The sequence below is a fragment of the Variovorax durovernensis genome, from assembly GCF_977011995.1.
Genome location: NZ_CDRNCW010000001.1, coordinates 5594732 through 5612594 on the forward strand (window position 1 = coordinate 5594732; position 17863 = coordinate 5612594).

Sequence of the window (17863 nt, forward strand, 5' to 3'; positions counted from 1 at the left end):
TCACGACGCCGCGGTGGCGGCGGCTTTCCCTGGCTGCGCGCCGCGGGTGGCGGCAAGCGGCATGCCCTGCTCGACCAGGCCCGCGTGCAACGCGGCGCCCAGCGGCAGGATCTCGTCATTGAAGTCGTAGCGGCTGTTGTGCAGGAAGGCGCCATCGCGCACGTCCTGGCCGATACGCAGATAGGCGCCCGCCTTCTTCTGCAGCATGAAAGAGAAGTCTTCGGCGCCCATGCTGGGCTCCATGCTGCGGTCGACGTTCTTCGCGCCGACCAGCGACTCGGCCACGTCGGCCGCGAACATGGCCTCGGGCGCGGTGTTGATGGTGGCGGGGTAGATGCGCTCGTACTTGATGGTGGCGGTGGCGCCGAAGCCCGACGCGATGGCCGCGCACAGCTCGTTCAGCCGCTGCTCCACCTGCGCCTGCACCCGCGCGCTGAAGGTGCGCACGGTGCCCACCAGCGTGGCCTCGCCGGGCACCACGCTCATCGCGCCGAGATCGCCGGCCTGCATTGCGCAGATGCTGATGACGGCAGCGTCGATCGGGCGTACGTTGCGCGAGACGATGGTCTGGGCCGCGGTGATGATGTGCGCTGCGACCACGACCGGGTCGACGGTCAGGTAGGCATGCGCGCCGTGGCCGCCCTTGCCCTTGATGCTGATCGTGATGCGGTCGGCCGCGGCCATCATCGCGCCGCGGTTGATGCCGACGGTGCCGGCCGGCATGGCGGGCCAGTTGTGCATTGCGTAGACGGCATTCACGGGGAAGCGGTCGAACAGGCCGTCCTCGATCATCACGCGGGCGCCGGCGAAGCCCTCTTCGCCCGGCTGGAAGATCAGCACGGCGGTGCCGTCGAAGTCGCGCGTCTCGGCAAGGTAGCGTGCCGCGCCGACCAGCATGGCGGTGTGGCCGTCGTGGCCGCAGCCGTGCATCAGGCCGTCGCTGGCGGAGCGCCAGCCGAAGTCGTTGTCCTCGCGCATGGGCAGCGCGTCCATGTCGGCGCGCAGGCCGATCATTCGGCCGCTGGCCGTCGAGCGCCCGCGGATGACGCCGACCACGCCGGTCTTGCCGATGCCCTCGTGGATCTCGTCGACACCGCAGGCGCGCAGGGCCTCGCGCACGCGGCCGGAGGTGTAGACCTCTTCGAAGCCGAGTTCGGGGTGGGCGTGCAGGTCGCGGCGGAAGGCCGTGATCTCGGGGTAGAAGCTGGCGATGTGCGCGAATGCGCGGCCGGATGCCTTCAGGCGCGGCGCCCCTGCTGTCGCTGCCGTCATGTCAGTGCCCTCCCGCCTTGCCGACGCGCAACCGCGGATCGACCACGAAATACAGCAGGTCGACCACGAGGTTGATCACCACGAAGATCAAGGCAATGAGGCACAGGTAGGCGGCCATCACCGGAATATCGGCGAAGGTCACGGCCTGGATGAACAGCAGGCCCATGCCGGGCCACTGGAACACCGACTCGGTGATGATCGCGAAGGCGATGAGCCCGCCCAGCTGCAGGCCGGTGATGGTCATCACGGGCACCAGCGTGTTCTTGAGCGCATGGCCGAAATGGATCGCGCGGTTCGACAGGCCGCGGGCACGCGCGAACTTGATGTAGTCGGTGCGCAGCACTTCGAGCATTTCGGCGCGCACCAACCGCATGATGAGCGTGAGCTGGAAGATCGCCAGCGTCACCGCCGGCAGCACGATGTGCTGCCAGCCGTCGACGCTGAAGAGACCGCTTGTCCACCAGCCGAGCTTGACGGTCTCGCCGCGCCCGAAGCTCGGGAACCAGCCCAGCGTCACGGCAAAGACGAGGATCAGCAGAATGCCGATCAGGAAGGTGGGCAGCGACACGCCGAGCAGCGACACCGTCATGAAGAACTGGCTCATGAAGGTGCCCCGGCGCAGTGCGGTGTACACACCCATCGGAATGCCGATGAACAGCGCCAGCACCGCCGCCACGAGCGCCAGTTCGAGCGTGGCCGGAAAGCGCTCGCCGATCAGGCGCGACACCTTCGCACCCTGGCGCAGGCTCAGCCCGAACTCGCCTTGCGCGGCATTGACGAGGAAGTGCCAGAACTGCACGAAGAAGGGCTGGTCAAGCCCCAATGCGGCGCGCAATTCACGGATCTGGTCGGGTTTCGCGTCCTGCCCCAGGAGGAACACGACGGGATCACCGACATATTGGAACAAGAGGAAGGCGATGAACGCGACCGCGACCATCACGATCACGGCCTGGATCAGGCGGCGCAGTACGAAGGCAATCATTCAGTAAACAAAGTGAACTGGCATGCTAGCAGTGCAAGGTGCGTGCCCGCACGGTGGTTCCCCGAGGGTGCGGTCCGTGATTTCCCCAAGGGCAGCATGAAAACTGCGGACGAAAAAAAGCCACTCGACTTTCGCCGAGTGGCTTTTGGCTTTTTCATTCGAAGCTGGCTTGCGCCAGCGTCAAATTAGAAAGCGTGACGGATACCGAAGTCGTAGCCGGTCGAGGTCTTCGGGGTGAAGGTGCCAGCTGCGTTTTGGTAGAAGCCAGGGCCGCCAACGGTCAGGCCAGCGCCGTTCTTGTTGCTGATGCGAGCAACCGTAGCGTACAGAGCCGTGCGCTTCGACAGGTTGTGCACGTAGCCCAGAGCCAGCTTGTTAGCCTTCGGGTCGGCGTTGTTGTTCAGCACGAACGGGTTGAACGGCTGGTTCAGGTCGTACTTGACTGCCGAGTACGAAGCGCGGATCAGGCCGGCACCGACGGGAACCGTCACGCCGATCAGGTAGCCCTTCAGGTCGATGTCGTTGCGGCCGCCCAGGAAAGGCGTCACTTCGTAGTCGATCTTGTTCTTGGCTTGCGACACTTCACCGAACAGCTTCACGGGACCGAAGTCATACGAAGCGCCCAGGTTCAGGGTGTTGATCTTGGTGGTCGTGCCAGCGTAGTAGTTGTCGCCAACAGTGCTCGAACCGTAGGCCAGAGCCACGTCCAGAGGACCGTTCGCGTAGCCGAAACGGCCACCGACGTAACGACCTTGACGAGCGGCGTTAGCCGTCGTGGGCGTGTAGATGCCGTTGTCGTACTTGGTCTTCTCGCTCATGCCGTACATCACTTGGCCATAGAAGCCGCCGAGGTTCGGGGGCAGGAAGTAGCCAATGGTGTTGCTTGCGCGAACGTAGTTGCTGGTACCGACGTTGGTGAACGCGCCGGTCGAAGCTGCGGGGGTACCGAAGCCGCCGAACGAGGTGTTAGCCGTCGAGATCAGGTTGGTGCCAACGCCGAGGGTGCCGAACGGATCGAACACGGTGTCGTTCCAGAACGTCGGGGTGTAGTCACGACCCAGGCGGATTTCACCGAAACCACCCGACAGGCTCACGGTAGAGCGACGTGCGAACGTAGCGATACCTTGTTGGCCGTCGTCGTTGGAGATCGGGGCTTCGAGCCAGAAGCTGGCTGCCAGGCCACCACCGAGGTCTTCCGTACCACGGAAGCCCAGACGGCTGGCGTTGTAGCCCGAGTTAGCCAGTTGACGGCTGCTGGTCTTGACCGAACCTTGGTTCAGGTAGACGGGGATGCCGAAAGCATTGGGGAACACGGTCGGGTTCAGGTCACGTGCCGTGCTCGAATAGCCGCTGATCGACGCGTCGACCACACCGAACAGAGTGACGGACGACTGAGCCGAGGCAACACCGGCGACAGCCAGGGCAGCCAGAGCAACTAGAGATTTTTTCATTGCAAGTTTCTCCAAGGTTAAACATAGGGCTCCGGTGCGAAGGGCTCACCGTGACTGGCACATTTGTGCTCCCACCGGACCCCGGGCCAACCTCCTTTTGGGAAGTTGATGCTATTGCACCAGAGCCGCTGCGGCAGGGCAAAACAAATCTCCCGAAATGTTGGCTGGTCTGCGCGTTTCGTTGCAGTCCTGCAACAAAGGTCTTAGGGCAGCTTCGCTCCACTATATGAAATGCAATGCCCGTTCGATCCGGGGTTTCCCGTGTGCGGTCAAATAGGGGCATGACTGCTTTGTTTGATCCCGTTCTGACCGCGGCGGACGCGGCATTGCGCACCCTGTTTGCCCGTCCCCACGCAACCCGGGCACTGCCTGCGCCTTCCCAGCCACCGGGCGAAATGAGCGAGGCGGAGCGCCGCGAAGCCGGCGCGTTGATGCGCGTGAACCATGTCGGCGAAGTCTGCGCGCAGGCGCTTTACACGGCCCAGGCCGCCGTGGCACGTGATCCCGCCCTGCGCGCGCATTTCATCGAGGCTGCGCATGAGGAAACGGATCACCTGGCCTGGACACGCCAGCGCCTCGATGATCTGGGAGCGAGGCCGTCCCTCCTGAATCCGATCTGGTATGCCGGGGCATTCGGCCTCGGCCTCGTTGCGGGGCGCCTCGGAGACCCAATGAGCCTGGGCTTTGTCGCGGAGACGGAGCGCCAGGTGGAGGCCCACCTGGACAGCCATCTGGACCGACTTCCGCCCGCAGACAGCGCCTCAAGGGCCGTGGTCGAGCAGATGAAGGTTGACGAAGCACGCCACGCCGCGCAAGCCGTCGATGCAGGCGCCGCGGAGCTGCCCGCCCCGGCCAAGGCGTTGATGCGCATGGCTTCCCGCGTGATGACCACGCTGGCGCACCGCATCTGAGGGCGGCCGCCAGCCTCAGGTCTCGATCAGGTCGAAGCTGGTCGTGATTTCAGCGGTCTTCGCCAACATGATGCTGGCCGAGCAGTAGGTTTCGTGGCTCAGCGCAATCGCACGCTCCACGGCGGAAGCCGGAATGCCCTTGCCGGCCACGGTGAAGTGCATGTGGATCTTGGTGAAGACCTTGGGGTCCTTTTCAGCGCGCTCGCTCGTGAGCTTGACACTGCATCGCTCCACCTGGTGACGCCCGCGCTTGAGGATCAGCACGACGTCATAGGCCGTGCAGCCGCCCGTGCCGGCCAGCACGGTTTCCATCGGCCTAGCGGCCAGGTTCTGGCCGCCGTTCTCGGGTTTTGCGGCGTCAGGTGCGCCATCCATCATCAGAACGTGGCCGCTGCCCGTCTCGGCCACGAAGCCCATGGCCGACCTGGTGCCCGAGTCGCCGGTCCAACTTACTGTGCATTCCATGAAATATTGGGTTTCCATTGAGGGATGTCGGGCAAAAATGCACGCCGACACCCGTTTGTGTGTGGGAAAAGCATCACTCGCTTGTTGCATCGCAACAAACAGCCGATATACTTTATTTCATTGCGCAAACGTATGCGCACCCAGTTGTCTCCTCCACCCTTCCAATTGGTGGATTTAGCCCCGAGCTGCAAAGCTCGGGGCTTTTTTCTTTCCGCGTCACCCTTGCGCGCCCTGAGGCCACTCTAGTTTTCGCACCGAAAGGGCAGTTGCTCTGGCTGCCCTGGCTGTCGCCGGTGTTGCCTCGGCCCAGTCGTCCGTCACCCTCCTGGAACAGCAGCTCGAGGAGCGCGCTAAGAGGGTCCGTTGGAAGTCCGGCCAGCGTGCCAAGCGCAATTGCCGTTGGAAGATCAAGCAAGCGGGCTTCAACGAGATGTTGACCCTTACCTACCGTGCGAATCAGCAGGATCTCGCGTTGTGCCGGAAGCACTTCGCCGCGTGGCTGCGCAAGATGCGCCGGGCCATTCCTGGCTTCCGTGGCGTCTGGGGTTTCGAGCGGCAAAAGCGCGGCGCGTGGCATGTGCACGTGGCCTGTGACCGGCTCCCCGTGCTGATGCAGTTCAGGGGCGCGAAGGTGCTGAGCTGGAAGGTCGGCACGGCCCTTTGGCGCGACGTGGTGGGGGCAGACAACGGCCTGTGCTTCGTAGGTGGGAAGGATGGCCGTTTCAACCGCTATAGGAGCCCAGCAAAGATCGCGGGCTACGTGTCGAAGTACCTCACCAAGGACCACGAGAACGGCGAGTTCGGATCGCGCATGTGGGACAGCACGCGGGGGCTGACGCCTCCCCCGGCGATGACGCTGCACTTCCCCGGTGTGTCCATGGCCGATGCCATCGGCATGTCGTTCGAGCTGCCGCAGGGTCACGTCGTTGTGCAGCACCTGTGCAACAAGCTCAACACGATGTGGATGCTCTACAGCGAGCCCGATCCACTCGTGAAACGCACTACCGAGGCGGTGATGGTCGATGCTGCTGCGCAGCGCTATGCGGAGTTCGCAAAGCTGGCCGTCGAGCGTGGTTTCGCATGCCGCTTGGTGTGATGGGGGAGGCGCATGTCAGCGTGTCGATTCCCTCGCGCGCGAGGCCCAATACATCCATGTTCAGGCGATTTGATTGAGGGGATTTCGATGCTTGTAGGGTATGCGCGGGTGTCTACTGGCGATCAGGAAACGACGCTGCAGGTTGACGCGCTCAAACGCAGCGGCGTGCGCAGCGTCTTCGTGGAAAAGGGCTCTGGTGTTGGCCCTCGGCCGGAGCTTCAGCGGCTGCTGGCGTCGTTGCAAGACGGCGATACGCTGGTTGTGTGGAAGCTGGATCGCATTGCACGCTCCATGCGGGAGGTGCTTCGGGTGATGGATGTACTAAAGCAACGTGGTTGCAGTTTTAGGTCTCTGACTGAGCCTATCGATACGTCGCACTCGTTTGGCGAGCTGACTTTGCAGATGATCGCGGCATTTGCGCAGTTCGAACGTAGCCTGATCCGCGAGCGCTCAATGGCTGGGCAGGTCGCGGCTATGCGGCGCGGGGCTGTGTTCGGTAGGGGGCGTGCGCTCTGTGCTGAGGATGAGACCTTGGCGGCGATGATGGTTGCTTCTGGCTGCACGACGACCAGCGTTGCCGCTCATTTCGGGGTCAGCCGGGCTACTGTGTGGCGTATCGATCGGGAGGCTCGGGGGCTACCTGAGACGCGGGAACGCCCGGTTTGGAAGGCGGCGTTTCATGCTCGCTAGTATTGACCATCCAGCGAATCAGCCAAGGCAACTCGTCCGGCATCGCAAGCAACTCGCGCGCAATCCAGAAACGTTCGCCGGCTGCGAGTTGATCGAGCACCGGATGCGAGTGCCCGCGCAAGCTGCGCGCGGTTTCGATGATCGTCCGGTATTCCGCCAAGCTGAAGCTCCCGCGCGGCTGGCTGCGCACCTTGACCTTCGGAAAAGGAGGCGCGTCGCGAAGCACGCCGATGTGCACGCCGTGCATGACCACCTTGCGCAGCAATACGAGGTATTGGGCGATCGTCGTACTGGTGAAGCCCTGCTCTCCGAGGTGATCGATCAAACGTTGCGCGTCCGCAGTTGCAAACGACTGCGCAGATATATCACCCAGCAGCGGAACGATGTGCGCGCGCAATCTGTTGCCCATCACCTGCCATGTGGCACGCCCAATTTCTTTTCGTTGAACGCGTGCGGCCTCCGCCTGCATCAGCCCTTTTGAAAGATCACTGACAGAAATTGATAACAGATTTTGCTCAATCGTAAATTGATTGGCGGTGGTATGAATCGCGGGATAGGTGCGTCCAAAAAATCCCGAATCATTTGCGGCAGGGGCTTTGTTGAAGAGGTTTATGACATTTGTGTCCATGTCATATCCCGCATGCAATCCCGATGCCTCTTATCATCGACAGTTAACAACCGAAAACTCCCTTGGAAAAAATCGTGCGCAATGCACCTGTTACTCCGGCGCTGACGCCCGCCGACTATCTCAGAAAAATACTTAACGCCCGGGTCTACGACGTTGCAGTCGAGTCCGCGCTCGAGAAGGCACGTGCGCTCAGCGAGCGACTCGGCAACACAGTGCTGCTCAAGCGCGAAGACCAGCAGCCGGTCTTCAGCTTCAAGCTGCGCGGCGCCTATAACAAGATGGCGCACCTGAGCGCGGCGCAATTGGCGAGCGGCGTGATTTGCGCATCGGCCGGCAATCACGCACAAGGCGTTGCATTGGGCGCGCGCAAGCTCGGTACGCGCGCCGTCATCGTCATGCCGGTGACGACACCTAAATTGAAGATCGATGCAGTGCGCGGTTTCGGCGGTGAAATCGTCTTGCATGGCGACAGCTATTCAGACGCGTATCTGCACGCGCTCGAACTGCAGGCTCAACAAAACCTCACCTTCGTTCATCCGTTCGACGACCCCGACGTCATTGCAGGCCAGGGCACGATCGCAATGGAAATCCTGCGCCAGCATCAGGGGCCGCTCGATGCGGTGTTCGTCGCGATCGGCGGTGGCGGACTGATCTCGGGCGTAGCCAACTACATCAAGGCCGTGCGTCCCGAGATCAAGGTGATCGGCGTGCAGATGAACGACTCCGACGCGATGATGCAATCGATCGCGGCACACCAGCGCGTGAACCTGCCGGACGTCGGCCTGTTCTCCGACGGCACGGCCGTCAAGCTCGTTGGCGAGGAGACCTTCCGCATCGCCAACGAACTCGTCGACGACTACATCGCCGTAGACACCGACGCAGTGTGCGCAGCCATCAAGGACATCTTCGTCGACACACGCAGCATCGTCGAACCCGCGGGAGCGCTCGCGGTGGCCGCGATCAAGGAATATGCGGCCAAACACGGGCGCCAGGGCGAGACCTACGCGGCCATCCTCTGCGGCGCCAACATGAACTTCGACCGGCTGCGCTTCGTGGCCGAGCGTGCCGAGGTCGGCGAGGAACGCGAGGCGCTTTTCGCCGTCACGATCCCCGAAGAGCGCGGCAGCTTCCGCCGCTTCTGCGAGTTGATCAGCGAAATACCAGCCAGCGATGCCGAAGGCGGCGGCGCGCCGCGCAACGTGACGGAGTTCAACTACCGCATCAGCGATGCCGCCAAGGCGCATGTGTTCGTCGGCCTCACTACCTCGGCGCGCGGCGAGTCGGCCACCATCGCACAAACCTTCAACGACCACGGCTTCGACTCGCTCGACCTCACGCACGACGAACTCGCGAAAGAGCATCTGCGGCACCTGGTCGGCGGACGCACGGGCCTCGCGCACGACGAGCGCCTGCTGCGCTTCGTGTTCCCGGAACGGCCCGGCGCGCTGCTCAAGTTCCTGAGCCTGATGCGGCCGAACTGGAACATCAGCCTGTTCCACTACCGCAACCAGGGCGCCGACTACGGCCGCATCCTCGTCGGGCTGCAAGTGCCGGCTGGCGAGTCCACGGAGTTCACGGCCTTCCTCGAAACGCTGGGCTATCCCTACGTCGAGGAAACGGCAAACCCCGCATACCGGCTCTTCCTGCAAGCCTGAGCGGAGGACGGAAAAACGAAAGCCGGCGCAAGACCGGCTTGATTCGTCGTTCGCGTGGTGCGCGTTACTGCGCTTGCGCTGGCATCGGCGGCGGCGCCATTGACGCGGGCGGGGCGGCCTGCGGCAGTCCGACAGGCGTCACGACGACCGGCGTGGGCGAAGTCACTGTCGGAAGCACCGGCGACGCGCTCACGCTGATAGGCGCGCGCACCGGCAGTTGCAGGGTAAACGCCGCCGGCCCGTCGACCTGTGCACCTAGCGTTGCCGAACGCAGGCCCACCGACTGCAGCACGTAGTTGTCACCCACCTTGGAGCCGACGCGGAACGGCCGCGGCGGCTTGCCGTCGATGGCAATCAGTGCCGCCCCCTGCTTCGACGGGTCCGCGACCACGCCCGACAGCGCGAAGCGGCTCGCGGCTTCCGGCGCTACCGGCGCCGTGCTCGACGTGGGCAGCACGCCCAGCAGGCGGGCCACCGCATCGGAATCGGCCGGCACCGAAGCGCGCGGCATCGATGCCGCCGCGGCGATGGGATCCGCAGGCGAAGCCAGCCGGAGTACCCAGAACACCGCGGCACCGGCGGCCAGCGCCCAAACTCCTGTGGTTGCAAGTGGGGCATGCCAGCGGGCGGCGGAGTAAGGACTTGTCATGGCCGCGGATTATCATGCAGCGCGCTTTCCGAATCATGTCGTCCAACCTATGAACAAATTCCTTCGTGCCGCCACCCGCACCGCCCAACGCGGTTTCACGCTGATCGAACTGATGGTGGTGCTGGTCATCATCGGCGTGCTGGCCGCGCTGATCGTGCCGAACGTGATCGAGCGCGCCGACGACGCCCGCGTGACGGCCGCGCGCACCGACATCAACAATCTCATGCAGGCGCTCAAGCTCTACCGCCTGGACAACCAGCGCTACCCCACCGCCGAGCAGGGCCTGCAGGCGCTGCTCACGCGCCCGACGACCGGGCCGGCCGCACCCAACTGGAAGCCCTACGTGGAGAAGCTGCCCAACGACCCGTGGGGCCACCCCTACCAGTACATGAACCCGGGCATCAAGGGCGAGGTCGATGTGCTTTCGTTCGGCGCCGACGGCCAGAGCGGCGGCGAAGGCAAGAATGCCGACATCGGCAGCTGGCAGTAGCGGCATTGGCGCGCGGCGCCGCAACCAGCCTCCCCGCCCATCCTCCGGCTTCACGCTGCTGGAGCTGATCGTCGTGATCGCGATCATCGCGATCGCCACCGCCGCCGTGAGCTTCGCGATGCGCGACACCAACGCCGCCAAGCTCGACCGCGAAGCCGACCGGCTCGCCGCCCTGCTCGAATCGGCCCGCGCGCAGTCGCGGGCCAGCGGTGTCGCTGTACGCTGGCGCCCGGTGGAAGGCAGCTTCGTGTTCGACGGCCTGCCGCCCGACGCGCTGCCTGGCGGCTGGGCCGCCGAAGGCATCACGGCCCAGCCCGCACTTGCCAACGGCACGCCGGTGCCCGTATTGCAGCTCGGTCCCGACCCGATCATTCCGGCGCAGCAGGTCACGCTCTATTCCGCCGGCCCACCCGCACGCACGCTGCGCATCGCCACCGACGGGCTGCGCCCGTTCACCGTCTTTGCCGACGCACCATGACCAGCAGCAGGCTTGCCCCACCCGCCTCGCGCAAGGCACACCACCGCGGCTTCACGCTGATCGAAGTGCTGATCGCGCTGGGCATCGTCGCTATTGCCCTTGCCGCCGGCTCGCAGGCCACGATGTCGCTCACGCGCAACGCGCAGCGCCAGTCCGACCTGGTGCTGGCCGACCTGTGCGCCGAGAACGAACTCGCCAAGGCCCGCCTCGCGCGACAGATGCCGGCCGTGGGCGATTCGGGCTCCATCTGCGCGCAGGCCGGCCTGTCGTTCAACGTGACGACGACAACCACGCCCACACTCAACCCGAATTTCCGCCGCGTCGACGTGCAGGTGCGCGACGAGGCCAATGCGCCAATCCTGCGCATCTCCACCGTTGTCGGACGCTACTGATGCACGACGCCCGCCAGGCCCGTTCGGGCACATCCTCACGCGGCTTCACGCTGATCGAGCTGCTGGTGGCCATCGCGGTGATGGCGCTGCTTTCGCTCGTGAGCTGGCGCGGGCTCGACAGCATGTCGCGCGCCACCACCCAGAACAAGCAGCGCGCCGACGCCGTCCTGACCCTGCAAGCCACCCTCGCGCAATGGGGCTCCGACCTCGATGCCATGACCACGCTCGCGCAGACCCGCCCGATCGACTGGGACGGCCGCGTGCTGCGGCTCACCCGGCGCGGCAGCGACACCACGTCGCCTTCGGTGCTGGTGGTGGCCTGGGCGCTGCGGGCGGGCCCTGACGGCATGCGCTGGCGGCGCTGGCAGTCGCTGCCCTTCACCACGCGCGGCGAATGGCAGCAGGCCTGGAACCTCGCCGCCGCCTGGTCGCAGGACGGCGGCACGCAGACCGGCGGCGCCTCAGACACCGCGCTGGTGCCCGTCGACAGCTGGCAACTCTTCTATTTCCGCGACAACAGCTGGGTGCCCGCCAGCCAGCTGTCCAGCGTCGCGCCCAACCCCAACAACCCGGCGGGCCCCGTCATCGCGATGCCCGACGGCGTGCGCCTTGTACTGAGCCTGCCTCCGGGCGACGGCCTCTCGGGCACGCTCACGCGCGACTGGGTCCGGCCAACCGTGGGATCGCCCAAATCATGAGCACGACGACCCAACGCAACCAGTCGGGCGCCGCGCTGCTGGCGGCGATGCTCACCGTCATGCTGGTCGCGACCTTCGCGGCCGCCGCGCTGTGGCAGCAGTGGCGCGCTTCCGAGGTCGAAGGCGCGGAGCGAGCGCGCGTGCAGGCGGCGTGGGTGCTGATCGGCGCACTCGACTGGTCGCGCCTGATCCTGTCGGAGGACGGGCGCGCCGGCGGCCCCGACCACCTGGGCGAACCGTGGGCCGTGCCGCTCGAGGAAGCCCGGCTGACCAGCTTCCTGTCGGCCGAGAAGAACATGGCCAGCGACAACCTCGAGGGCCTGCCCGACGCGTTCCTGTCGGGCCGCATCGTCGACGCGCAGTCCAAGCTCAATGTGCTGTCGCTGGTCGACGGCGGCAAGCCGGTGCCGGCCAGCGTGGCCACCTTCACCCGCCTGTTCAACCTGCTGGGCCTGCCGCTGTCGGAGCTCAACCGCATGACGGCGGGACTCGTGGGCGCGCTGGCCAGCGACGGCGATGCAGACGGCAGCGGCGCCCCGCTGATGCCGCAGGAGGTCTCGCAACTGGTGTGGCTCGGCCTCTCGCCTTCCACCGCCGCGGCACTGGAGCCCTACGTGACGATCCTGCCGGTACGCACCACGCTCAACATCAACACGGCAAGCGCCGAAGCCATCAGCGCGAGCATGGAGTCGCTCAGCATCGCCAACGCGCGCCAGCTCGTCGAGCGCCGCACGCGCGCCTTCTTCAAGGACCTGGCCGCAGCCAATGCCGCGCTGCCCAGCGGCGGCACGCCCTTCAATGCCGCGCAACATGGCGTGGGAACGCAGTTCTTCGAGGTCTACGGCAAGCTGAGGCTCGACCGCACCTGGGTCGAGGAGCACTCGCTCCTACAACGCAACGGTGTCACGGTGACGACGATCTGGCGCACGCGGGGCGCCGGCGCAACGAACTCTCCGGTCAAACCCTGATTTGGAAGGCATTTTTCTGAACGAAAAGCCTTACAACGCCCGTCATATCAACACGTTACGCTATCGAAATTAGAGCGTCAGCCTGTAAGACGCCCACCTACAATCACCGGCTTTTCCAAGATCGACATGACTCCCCTGCTGCTCATTGCCCCCCTCCCTCCGGCCGATGCCGCGAGCGAGTACGACTGGGCCCAGGCAGGCGACGACGGCATTGCATTGCGCAACCAAGGCCGCGCGCTGCTGGCGCTCCTGCCATCGAGCACTGAAGTCATGCTCGGCATTCCCTCCGCGGCGCTGTCGTGGCACCGCGTCACCCTGCCCAAGGGCAGCATGGGCAGCGCCTCGAAGCTGCGCGCCGTGCTGGACGGCCTGCTAGAAGAACACCTGCTCGACGAACCCGAAGCCCTGCACTTCGCGCTCGAACCCGACGCCAAGGCTGGCGCGCCCGTGTGGGTCGCGGCCTGCAACCGAATCTGGCTGCGCAGCGTGGTGCAAGGGCTCGAAGCGGCCGGGCGGCGCGTGGTGCGCATCGTCCCCGAGTTCGCACCGCAGCCGGCCGACGGTCCGCCGCTGCTGCAGATCACAGGCGAACCCGAATCACCGCAGCTCACGGTGTGCGACGCCGACGGCGTGGTCTCGCTGCCGCTGGCCGGTGCGGGGATGGCCCTGTCGGACGGCCTGCCGCTCGACACCGCAGTCATCACCACCGAGCCCGCCGTGGCCGAGGCCGCCGAGCACCTGCTGGAGCGCCGCGTGCCGATCGTGCAGACGCCGCAGCGCTGGCTGCAGGCCGCGCGCACGCCCTGGGAACTCGCGCAGTTCGACCTTGCCGCGACCGGCCGCGCGCGCGCCGGCAAGAAATTCGCGTCGGTGCTGCAGACGCTGCGCTACGCCCCCGAATGGCGCGCCGCGCGCTGGGGCGTGGCCGTGCTGCTGCTGACGCAGCTGATCGGCCTGAACGCCTGGGCCTGGAAGGAGCGCAATGCGCTCGATTCCAAGCGCCAGGCCGCCAGGGCCATGCTGACCCAGACCTTCCCCTCGGTGAAGATCGTGGTCGACGCCCCGCTGCAGATGCAGCGCGAAGTGGCGGCGCTGCAGCAGGCCGTGGGCGACGTGGTCGGCAGCGACTTCGAACCCATGGTCGGCGCCCTCGCCACCAACCTCCCGCCCGGCAAGACCCCGACCGCCGTCGACTACAGCGCCGGCCAGTTGCGCCTGCGCGGGCTCGGCCTGCAGCCTTCCGAGGTCTCGCAGATCACCAACGCACTGACGCCGCGCGGCTACAACGTGCGCACCGAAGGCGACCTGCTGCTGGTCCAGGCCGAGGCCACCCGATGAACTTCAGCGAACAGCTCAAGGCCCGCTGGGCCACCCTGGAAACGCGCGAGCGGCGCATGGTCGCCATCGCCGTCACGCTCGTGGCGCTGGCACTGCTCTGGTGGATCGCGCTGGCGCCCGCCCTGCGCACGCTGGCCGCGGCACCGGCCGAACACGCGCAGCTCGATGCCCAGCTGCAGCAGATGGCCACCCTGCAGAACCGCGCCAAGGCGCTGCAGTCGCAGCCGCGGCTGAACCGCGACGACGCGATGCGCGCCCTCGAAACATCCGTGCGCGACGGCCTGGGCAACGGCAACGCCCAGCTCATGACGACCGGCGGCGACGGCGCCGCCACCGTCACGCTGCGTTCGGTGCCCGCGAATACCGTCGCCCAGTGGCTCGCGCAGGCACGCGGCAACGCCCATGCCGTGCCGCGCGAGGCGCACCTGACCCGCGCCCCCGTTGCCGCCACGCCCGCCGCCGGCCAAAAAGACGCCTCGTCGACGCCGCAGGTCCGCTGGGACGGCACCGTCGTCATGGCGCTGCCCGCCGCACGATGAGCCATCCCGCATGCTGACCCGACCTCCCTCCTCCGGTCCCGGGCCGCGTCGCGGCTGGCGCTGGGCGCTGCTCGGCATCGCGATCGGCGTGGTGCTGACGGTGCTGATGTTCGCGCCGGCGCGCTGGCTGTCGGCGGCGCTGTCGGGCTGGAGCCAGGGCCGGCTGGTGCTTGCCAATCCGCGCGGCACCGTCTGGAACGGCACGGCCGCCGTGGTGTTCGCCAGCGGTGCCGGTGGCGCCGAGGCGGTGTCGCTGCCCGGCCTGCTGCACTGGCGCATGCGTCCGGGCTGGGGCGGCATCTCCGCCAGCCTCGACCTGCCCTGCTGCGCGGCCCAGCCGCTGCAGCTGCGCGCCAGCCCGCGCGCCGGCGGCATGCAGCTCGAGTGGCAGGACAGCCGCTCGCGCTGGCCCGCAAGCATGCTCACCGGCCTGGGCGCGCCCTGGAACACGCTCAAGCTCGACGGCGCGCTCGACCTCACCACCAAGGCCTTCACGATGCAATGGGACGGCCCCGCGCTGCGCATCGCGGGCCAGGCCACGCTCGATGCCACCGACGTTTCCTCCAGCCTGTCGACCTTGCGTCCGATGGGCAGCTACCGGCTCACGCTTGAAGGCGGCAACCGGCCCACGCTGCTGCTCAGCACGCGCGAAGGCAGCCTCGAGCTGAACGGCAGCGGCAGCTGGAATGGCACCACCTTCCGCTTCAACGGCGAAGCCAATGCCGCGCCTGGCCGCGAAGACGCACTTTCCAATTTGTTGAACATCATCGGACGGCGCGACAACGCGCGTTCGATCATCACCCTGGGTTGATCCTCATGATGAAGCCACTGTTTTCGACCGGCACCGTCGCGCTCGCCGTGCGTGTGCTGATCGCGGCCACGTTCCTGCAGGCCGCGCCCGCGGCCTTCGCGCAGACCGGCGACGCGCCGCGCCGCGGAGAGCCGATCACGCTCAACTTCGCCAATGCCGACATCGAGGCCGTGGCCCGCACCATGGCCGTGGTCACGGGCCGCGACGTGGTGGTCGATCCGCGCGTCAAGGGCACCATGAACCTCGTCACCGACCGCGCCATCCAGCCGGCGGCCGCGTTCAACCAGTTCGCCTCGGCGCTGCGCCTGCAGGGCTTCGCGGTGGTGGAGGCCGACGGCCTCTACAAGGTGGTGCCCGAAGCCGACGCCAAGCTGCAGAGCAGCGCCGTCAACACCTCCATCGGCGCCGCCTCGTCCAGCGGCAGCAACCAGATCGTCACGCAGATCTTCCGGCTCAACTACGAGTCGCCGAACAGCCTGCTGCCGGTGCTGCGCCCGCTGATTCCGCCGAACAACACCATCAACGTGAACCCGGGCAACAACTCGCTCGTGATCACCGACTACGCCGACAACATGCGCCGGCTGGCCCGCATCATCGCGTCGCTCGACGTGCCGAACGCGTCCGACGTCGAGGTCATCCAGCTCAAGCACTCGGTCGCCACCGACATGGTGCCGCTGCTCACGCGGCTGGTCGACGGCAGCGGCTCGGGCGCACCGGGCGCCGCCGCCGCGCCGGGCGGCACCGATGCATCGTTCCGCACCACGCTGCTGGCCGATCCACGCAGCAACGCGCTGATCCTGCGCGCCGCCAACCCGGCGCGCGTGCAGCTGGTGCGCACGCTGGTCGAGAAGCTCGACCGCCCCGCCGCCGAAAGCAGCAACGGCGCGGCCGGCAACATCTACGTGGTGTATCTGAAAAACGCCGACGCGGTGCGCCTTGCGGCCACGCTGCGCGCGGCCATGGCCGCCAACCAGCAGTCCGGCACCCCGGGGCAGCCCGGCGCGGCGGGCGGCGGCTCGGTGCCGCAGCAGAGCGCGCCGCAGGCCATGCAGGTGAACCTGAACAGCGGCGGCGGCCAGAGCGGCAGCTCGCCCGCCGCCAGCGCACCGCTCAACAACGCCAACCAGCCCTCGACCGGCGGCCAGATCCAGGCCGATCCGTCGACCAATTCGCTCATCATCACCGCGCCCGAGCCGCAGTACCGCCAGATGCGCGCCGTGATCGACCGGCTCGACGGCCGCCGCGCGCAGGTCATGATCGAGGCGCTGATCGTCGAAGTGGGCGACACCGCCGCCGCGAAGTTCGGCGTGCAGTGGCAAAGCGCGCTGGGCAACAACGCCGTGCTCGGCACCAATTCCTCGGTGGCGGGCGCCAACCTGCTGACGCTGACGCAGGCGCTGGCCACCAAGAACCCGGCCAACCTCAACCTGACCTCGGGCCTGAACCTGGGCATTGCCGGCAAGATCGGCGGCCAGTACATCCTGGGCGCGATTGCCAGCTTCTTCGACAGCGACAAGGACTCCAACGTGCTGTCCAAGCCCAACCTGCTGACGCTGGACAACGAAGAGGCCAAGATCGTGATCGGCCAGAACGTGCCATTCGTAACCGGCCAGTACGCAAGCACCTCGGGCTCCGTGGGCGTCAACCCGTTCACCACCGTCGAGCGCAAGGACGTCGGCCTGACGCTGCGCGTGCGCCCGACCATCAACGAGAACGGCACCGTGAAGCTGACGATCTTCCAGGAAACCTCCACGGTCGACCCGAACACCGTCAACAACCCGAACGGTCCCACCACCAGCAAGCGCTCCATCGAATCGAGCGTGCTGGTGGAAGACGGCGGCCTCGTCATGCTCGGCGGACTGCTGTCGGACACCTACAACAACACGGTCGAGAAGGTGCCGGTGGCCGGCGACATCCCCGTGCTCGGCAACCTGTTCAAGAGCCAGGCCCGCACGCGCGAGAAGCTCAACCTCATGATGTTCCTGCGCCCGGCGGTGATGCGCGATGCCGTTTCCACCGAGGCCTTTGCCTACGACCGCTACGACGAGATCCGCGGCATGCAGCAGCGCTCGCAGCCGGACACGTCCAACGTGATGCTGCGCGGCGTCGATGGCGCGAACGTGCTGCCCGAGCTGGCCCCGCCGGCGCGCAGCGCCGAAGCCCCCCGGCGTGTCGAGTCGCGCATCGAAGGCACCCAGCTCATTCCGCCGCCGCGTCCGGCTTCGGACAACCGCCGGCTGGCCCCGAGCCCGCTGCGCGGCACGCTGCCGCCCACGGCCGACCCCTCCACCGCGCGCGAACTGCCCTGATGGCTCTACCATTCCTCGTCACCAAGCCACGCACCACGCAC

The 17863-nt window shown here is 66.5% G+C and carries 19 protein-coding genes; 13 read left to right on the forward strand and 6 right to left on the reverse strand.

Annotation, left to right across the window (positions count from 1 at the left end; genetic code table 11):
- From ACWV14_RS26575 to ACWV14_RS26585, 3 genes are all read right to left on the reverse strand, one after another.
- Window positions 1-1272, reverse strand: a complete 1272-nt coding sequence (locus ACWV14_RS26575; protein ID WP_454904516.1) for a M20 aminoacylase family protein — start codon at window positions 1270-1272, stop codon at window positions 1-3.
- A 1-nt stretch (window position 1273) separates the two neighbouring features.
- Window positions 1274-2254, reverse strand: a complete 981-nt coding sequence (locus tag ACWV14_RS26580; protein ID WP_454904517.1) for an ABC transporter permease — start codon at window positions 2252-2254, stop codon at window positions 1274-1276.
- A 185-nt stretch (window positions 2255-2439) separates the two neighbouring features.
- Window positions 2440-3705 (reverse strand): porin, encoded by a 1266-nt coding sequence (locus ACWV14_RS26585; RefSeq protein ID WP_454904518.1) that lies wholly within the window; start codon window positions 3703-3705, stop codon window positions 2440-2442.
- Between the two features lie 281 nt (window positions 3706-3986).
- On the opposite strand from ACWV14_RS26585, the gene coq7 reads away from it, so the two are divergent.
- Window positions 3987-4616, forward strand: a complete 630-nt coding sequence (coq7, locus tag ACWV14_RS26590; protein ID WP_454904519.1) for a 2-polyprenyl-3-methyl-6-methoxy-1,4-benzoquinone monooxygenase — start codon at window positions 3987-3989, stop codon at window positions 4614-4616.
- A 15-nt stretch (window positions 4617-4631) separates the two neighbouring features.
- Here coq7 and ACWV14_RS26595 read toward each other — a convergent pair whose 3' ends face one another.
- Entirely contained in the window at window positions 4632-5081 is a 450-nt protein-coding gene (locus ACWV14_RS26595) for an OsmC family protein (RefSeq protein ID WP_081268510.1), read from the reverse strand.
- A 430-nt stretch (window positions 5082-5511) separates the two neighbouring features.
- Here ACWV14_RS26595 and ACWV14_RS26600 point away from each other — a divergent pair, with 430 nt between their 5' ends.
- Window positions 5512-6177: a rolling circle replication-associated protein gene (locus ACWV14_RS26600; RefSeq protein WP_454904520.1), complete on the forward strand. Its 666-nt coding sequence runs from the start codon at window positions 5512-5514 to the stop codon at window positions 6175-6177.
- Between the two features lie 87 nt (window positions 6178-6264).
- A complete protein-coding gene (locus ACWV14_RS26605; RefSeq protein WP_454906084.1) occupies window positions 6265-6867 on the forward strand; it encodes a recombinase family protein in 603 nt (200 codons plus the stop codon).
- Here the strand turns inward: ACWV14_RS26605 and ACWV14_RS26610 are convergent.
- Window positions 6779-7495 (reverse strand): hypothetical protein, encoded by a 717-nt coding sequence (locus ACWV14_RS26610; protein ID WP_454904521.1) that lies wholly within the window; start codon window positions 7493-7495, stop codon window positions 6779-6781. The genes ACWV14_RS26605 and ACWV14_RS26610 overlap by 89 nt on opposite strands.
- 62 nt (window positions 7496-7557) lie before the next feature.
- Between ACWV14_RS26610 and ilvA the strand changes: the two genes are divergently transcribed.
- A complete protein-coding gene (gene ilvA, locus ACWV14_RS26615; protein WP_454904522.1) occupies window positions 7558-9150 on the forward strand; it encodes a threonine ammonia-lyase, biosynthetic in 1593 nt (530 codons plus the stop codon).
- Between the two features lie 64 nt (window positions 9151-9214).
- Here ilvA and ACWV14_RS26620 read toward each other — a convergent pair whose 3' ends face one another.
- On the reverse strand, window positions 9215-9799 hold the full coding sequence (locus ACWV14_RS26620) for a type II secretion system protein N (RefSeq protein WP_454904523.1): 585 nt from the start codon (window positions 9797-9799) through the stop codon (window positions 9215-9217).
- Window positions 9800-9848: 49 nt separating this feature from the next.
- Here ACWV14_RS26620 and gspG point away from each other — a divergent pair, with 49 nt between their 5' ends.
- The 9 genes from gspG (at window position 9849) to gspD (ending at window position 17822) form a co-directional block, all read left to right on the forward strand.
- Window positions 9849-10289, forward strand: coding sequence for a type II secretion system major pseudopilin GspG (gspG, locus tag ACWV14_RS26625; RefSeq protein ID WP_081268515.1), 441 nt, complete (start codon window positions 9849-9851; stop codon window positions 10287-10289).
- The gene (locus tag ACWV14_RS26630) at window positions 10264-10767 is read left to right on the forward strand and encodes a GspH/FimT family pseudopilin (protein WP_454904524.1); all 504 of its coding nucleotides are present in this window, start codon (window positions 10264-10266) and stop codon (window positions 10765-10767) included. Before gspG ends, ACWV14_RS26630 begins: the two co-directional genes overlap by 26 nt.
- The gene (gene gspI / locus ACWV14_RS26635; protein WP_454904525.1) at window positions 10764-11159 is read left to right on the forward strand and encodes a type II secretion system minor pseudopilin GspI; all 396 of its coding nucleotides are present in this window, start codon (window positions 10764-10766) and stop codon (window positions 11157-11159) included. Before ACWV14_RS26630 ends, gspI begins: the two co-directional genes overlap by 4 nt.
- Window positions 11159-11857 (forward strand): PulJ/GspJ family protein, encoded by a 699-nt coding sequence (locus tag ACWV14_RS26640; RefSeq protein ID WP_454904526.1) that lies wholly within the window; start codon window positions 11159-11161, stop codon window positions 11855-11857. Before gspI ends, ACWV14_RS26640 begins: the two co-directional genes overlap by 1 nt.
- The gene (gene gspK, locus ACWV14_RS26645) at window positions 11854-12825 is read left to right on the forward strand and encodes a type II secretion system minor pseudopilin GspK (protein WP_454904527.1); all 972 of its coding nucleotides are present in this window, start codon (window positions 11854-11856) and stop codon (window positions 12823-12825) included. Before ACWV14_RS26640 ends, gspK begins: the two co-directional genes overlap by 4 nt.
- Window positions 12826-12951: 126 nt before the next feature.
- Complete coding sequence (gene gspL, locus ACWV14_RS26650) at window positions 12952-14163, forward strand: type II secretion system protein GspL (protein WP_454904528.1); 1212 nt, start codon at window positions 12952-12954, stop codon at window positions 14161-14163.
- Entirely contained in the window at window positions 14160-14702 is a 543-nt protein-coding gene (gspM, locus tag ACWV14_RS26655) for a type II secretion system protein GspM (RefSeq protein WP_454904529.1), read from the forward strand. The genes gspL and gspM overlap by 4 nt, the downstream gene beginning before the upstream one ends.
- Before the next feature lie 10 nt (window positions 14703-14712).
- Complete coding sequence (gspN, locus tag ACWV14_RS26660; RefSeq protein ID WP_454904530.1) at window positions 14713-15513, forward strand: type II secretion system protein N; 801 nt, start codon at window positions 14713-14715, stop codon at window positions 15511-15513.
- A 5-nt stretch (window positions 15514-15518) separates the two neighbouring features.
- Window positions 15519-17822: a type II secretion system secretin GspD gene (gene gspD, locus ACWV14_RS26665; protein WP_454912800.1), complete on the forward strand. Its 2304-nt coding sequence runs from the start codon at window positions 15519-15521 to the stop codon at window positions 17820-17822.
- Window positions 17823-17863: the final 41 nt, after the last annotated feature.

Coding starts and splice junctions, on each gene's coding strand:
- ACWV14_RS26575 (WP_454904516.1), bottom strand. CDS start 1,272: ATGACGGCAGCGACAGCAGGGGCGCCGCGCCTGAAGGCATCCGGCCGC.
- ACWV14_RS26580 (WP_454904517.1), bottom strand. CDS start 2,254: ATGATTGCCTTCGTACTGCGCCGCCTGATCCAGGCCGTGATCGTGATG.
- ACWV14_RS26585 (WP_454904518.1), bottom strand. CDS start 3,705: ATGAAAAAATCTCTAGTTGCTCTGGCTGCCCTGGCTGTCGCCGGTGTT.
- coq7 (WP_454904519.1), top strand. CDS start 3,987: ATGACTGCTTTGTTTGATCCCGTTCTGACCGCGGCGGACGCGGCATTG.
- ACWV14_RS26595 (WP_081268510.1), bottom strand. CDS start 5,081: ATGGAATGCACAGTAAGTTGGACCGGCGACTCGGGCACCAGGTCGGCC.
- ACWV14_RS26600 (WP_454904520.1), top strand. CDS start 5,512: ATGTTGACCCTTACCTACCGTGCGAATCAGCAGGATCTCGCGTTGTGC.
- ACWV14_RS26605 (WP_454906084.1), top strand. CDS start 6,265: ATGCTTGTAGGGTATGCGCGGGTGTCTACTGGCGATCAGGAAACGACG.
- ACWV14_RS26610 (WP_454904521.1), bottom strand. CDS start 7,495: ATGGACACAAATGTCATAAACCTCTTCAACAAAGCCCCTGCCGCAAAT.
- ACWV14_RS26620 (WP_454904523.1), bottom strand. CDS start 9,799: ATGACAAGTCCTTACTCCGCCGCCCGCTGGCATGCCCCACTTGCAACC.
- gspG (WP_081268515.1), top strand. CDS start 9,849: ATGAACAAATTCCTTCGTGCCGCCACCCGCACCGCCCAACGCGGTTTC.
- ACWV14_RS26630 (WP_454904524.1), top strand. CDS start 10,264: ATGCCGACATCGGCAGCTGGCAGTAGCGGCATTGGCGCGCGGCGCCGC.
- gspI (WP_454904525.1), top strand. CDS start 10,764: ATGACCAGCAGCAGGCTTGCCCCACCCGCCTCGCGCAAGGCACACCAC.
- ACWV14_RS26640 (WP_454904526.1), top strand. CDS start 11,159: ATGCACGACGCCCGCCAGGCCCGTTCGGGCACATCCTCACGCGGCTTC.
- gspK (WP_454904527.1), top strand. CDS start 11,854: ATGAGCACGACGACCCAACGCAACCAGTCGGGCGCCGCGCTGCTGGCG.
- gspL (WP_454904528.1), top strand. CDS start 12,952: ATGACTCCCCTGCTGCTCATTGCCCCCCTCCCTCCGGCCGATGCCGCG.
- gspM (WP_454904529.1), top strand. CDS start 14,160: ATGAACTTCAGCGAACAGCTCAAGGCCCGCTGGGCCACCCTGGAAACG.
- gspN (WP_454904530.1), top strand. CDS start 14,713: ATGCTGACCCGACCTCCCTCCTCCGGTCCCGGGCCGCGTCGCGGCTGG.
- gspD (WP_454912800.1), top strand. CDS start 15,519: ATGATGAAGCCACTGTTTTCGACCGGCACCGTCGCGCTCGCCGTGCGT.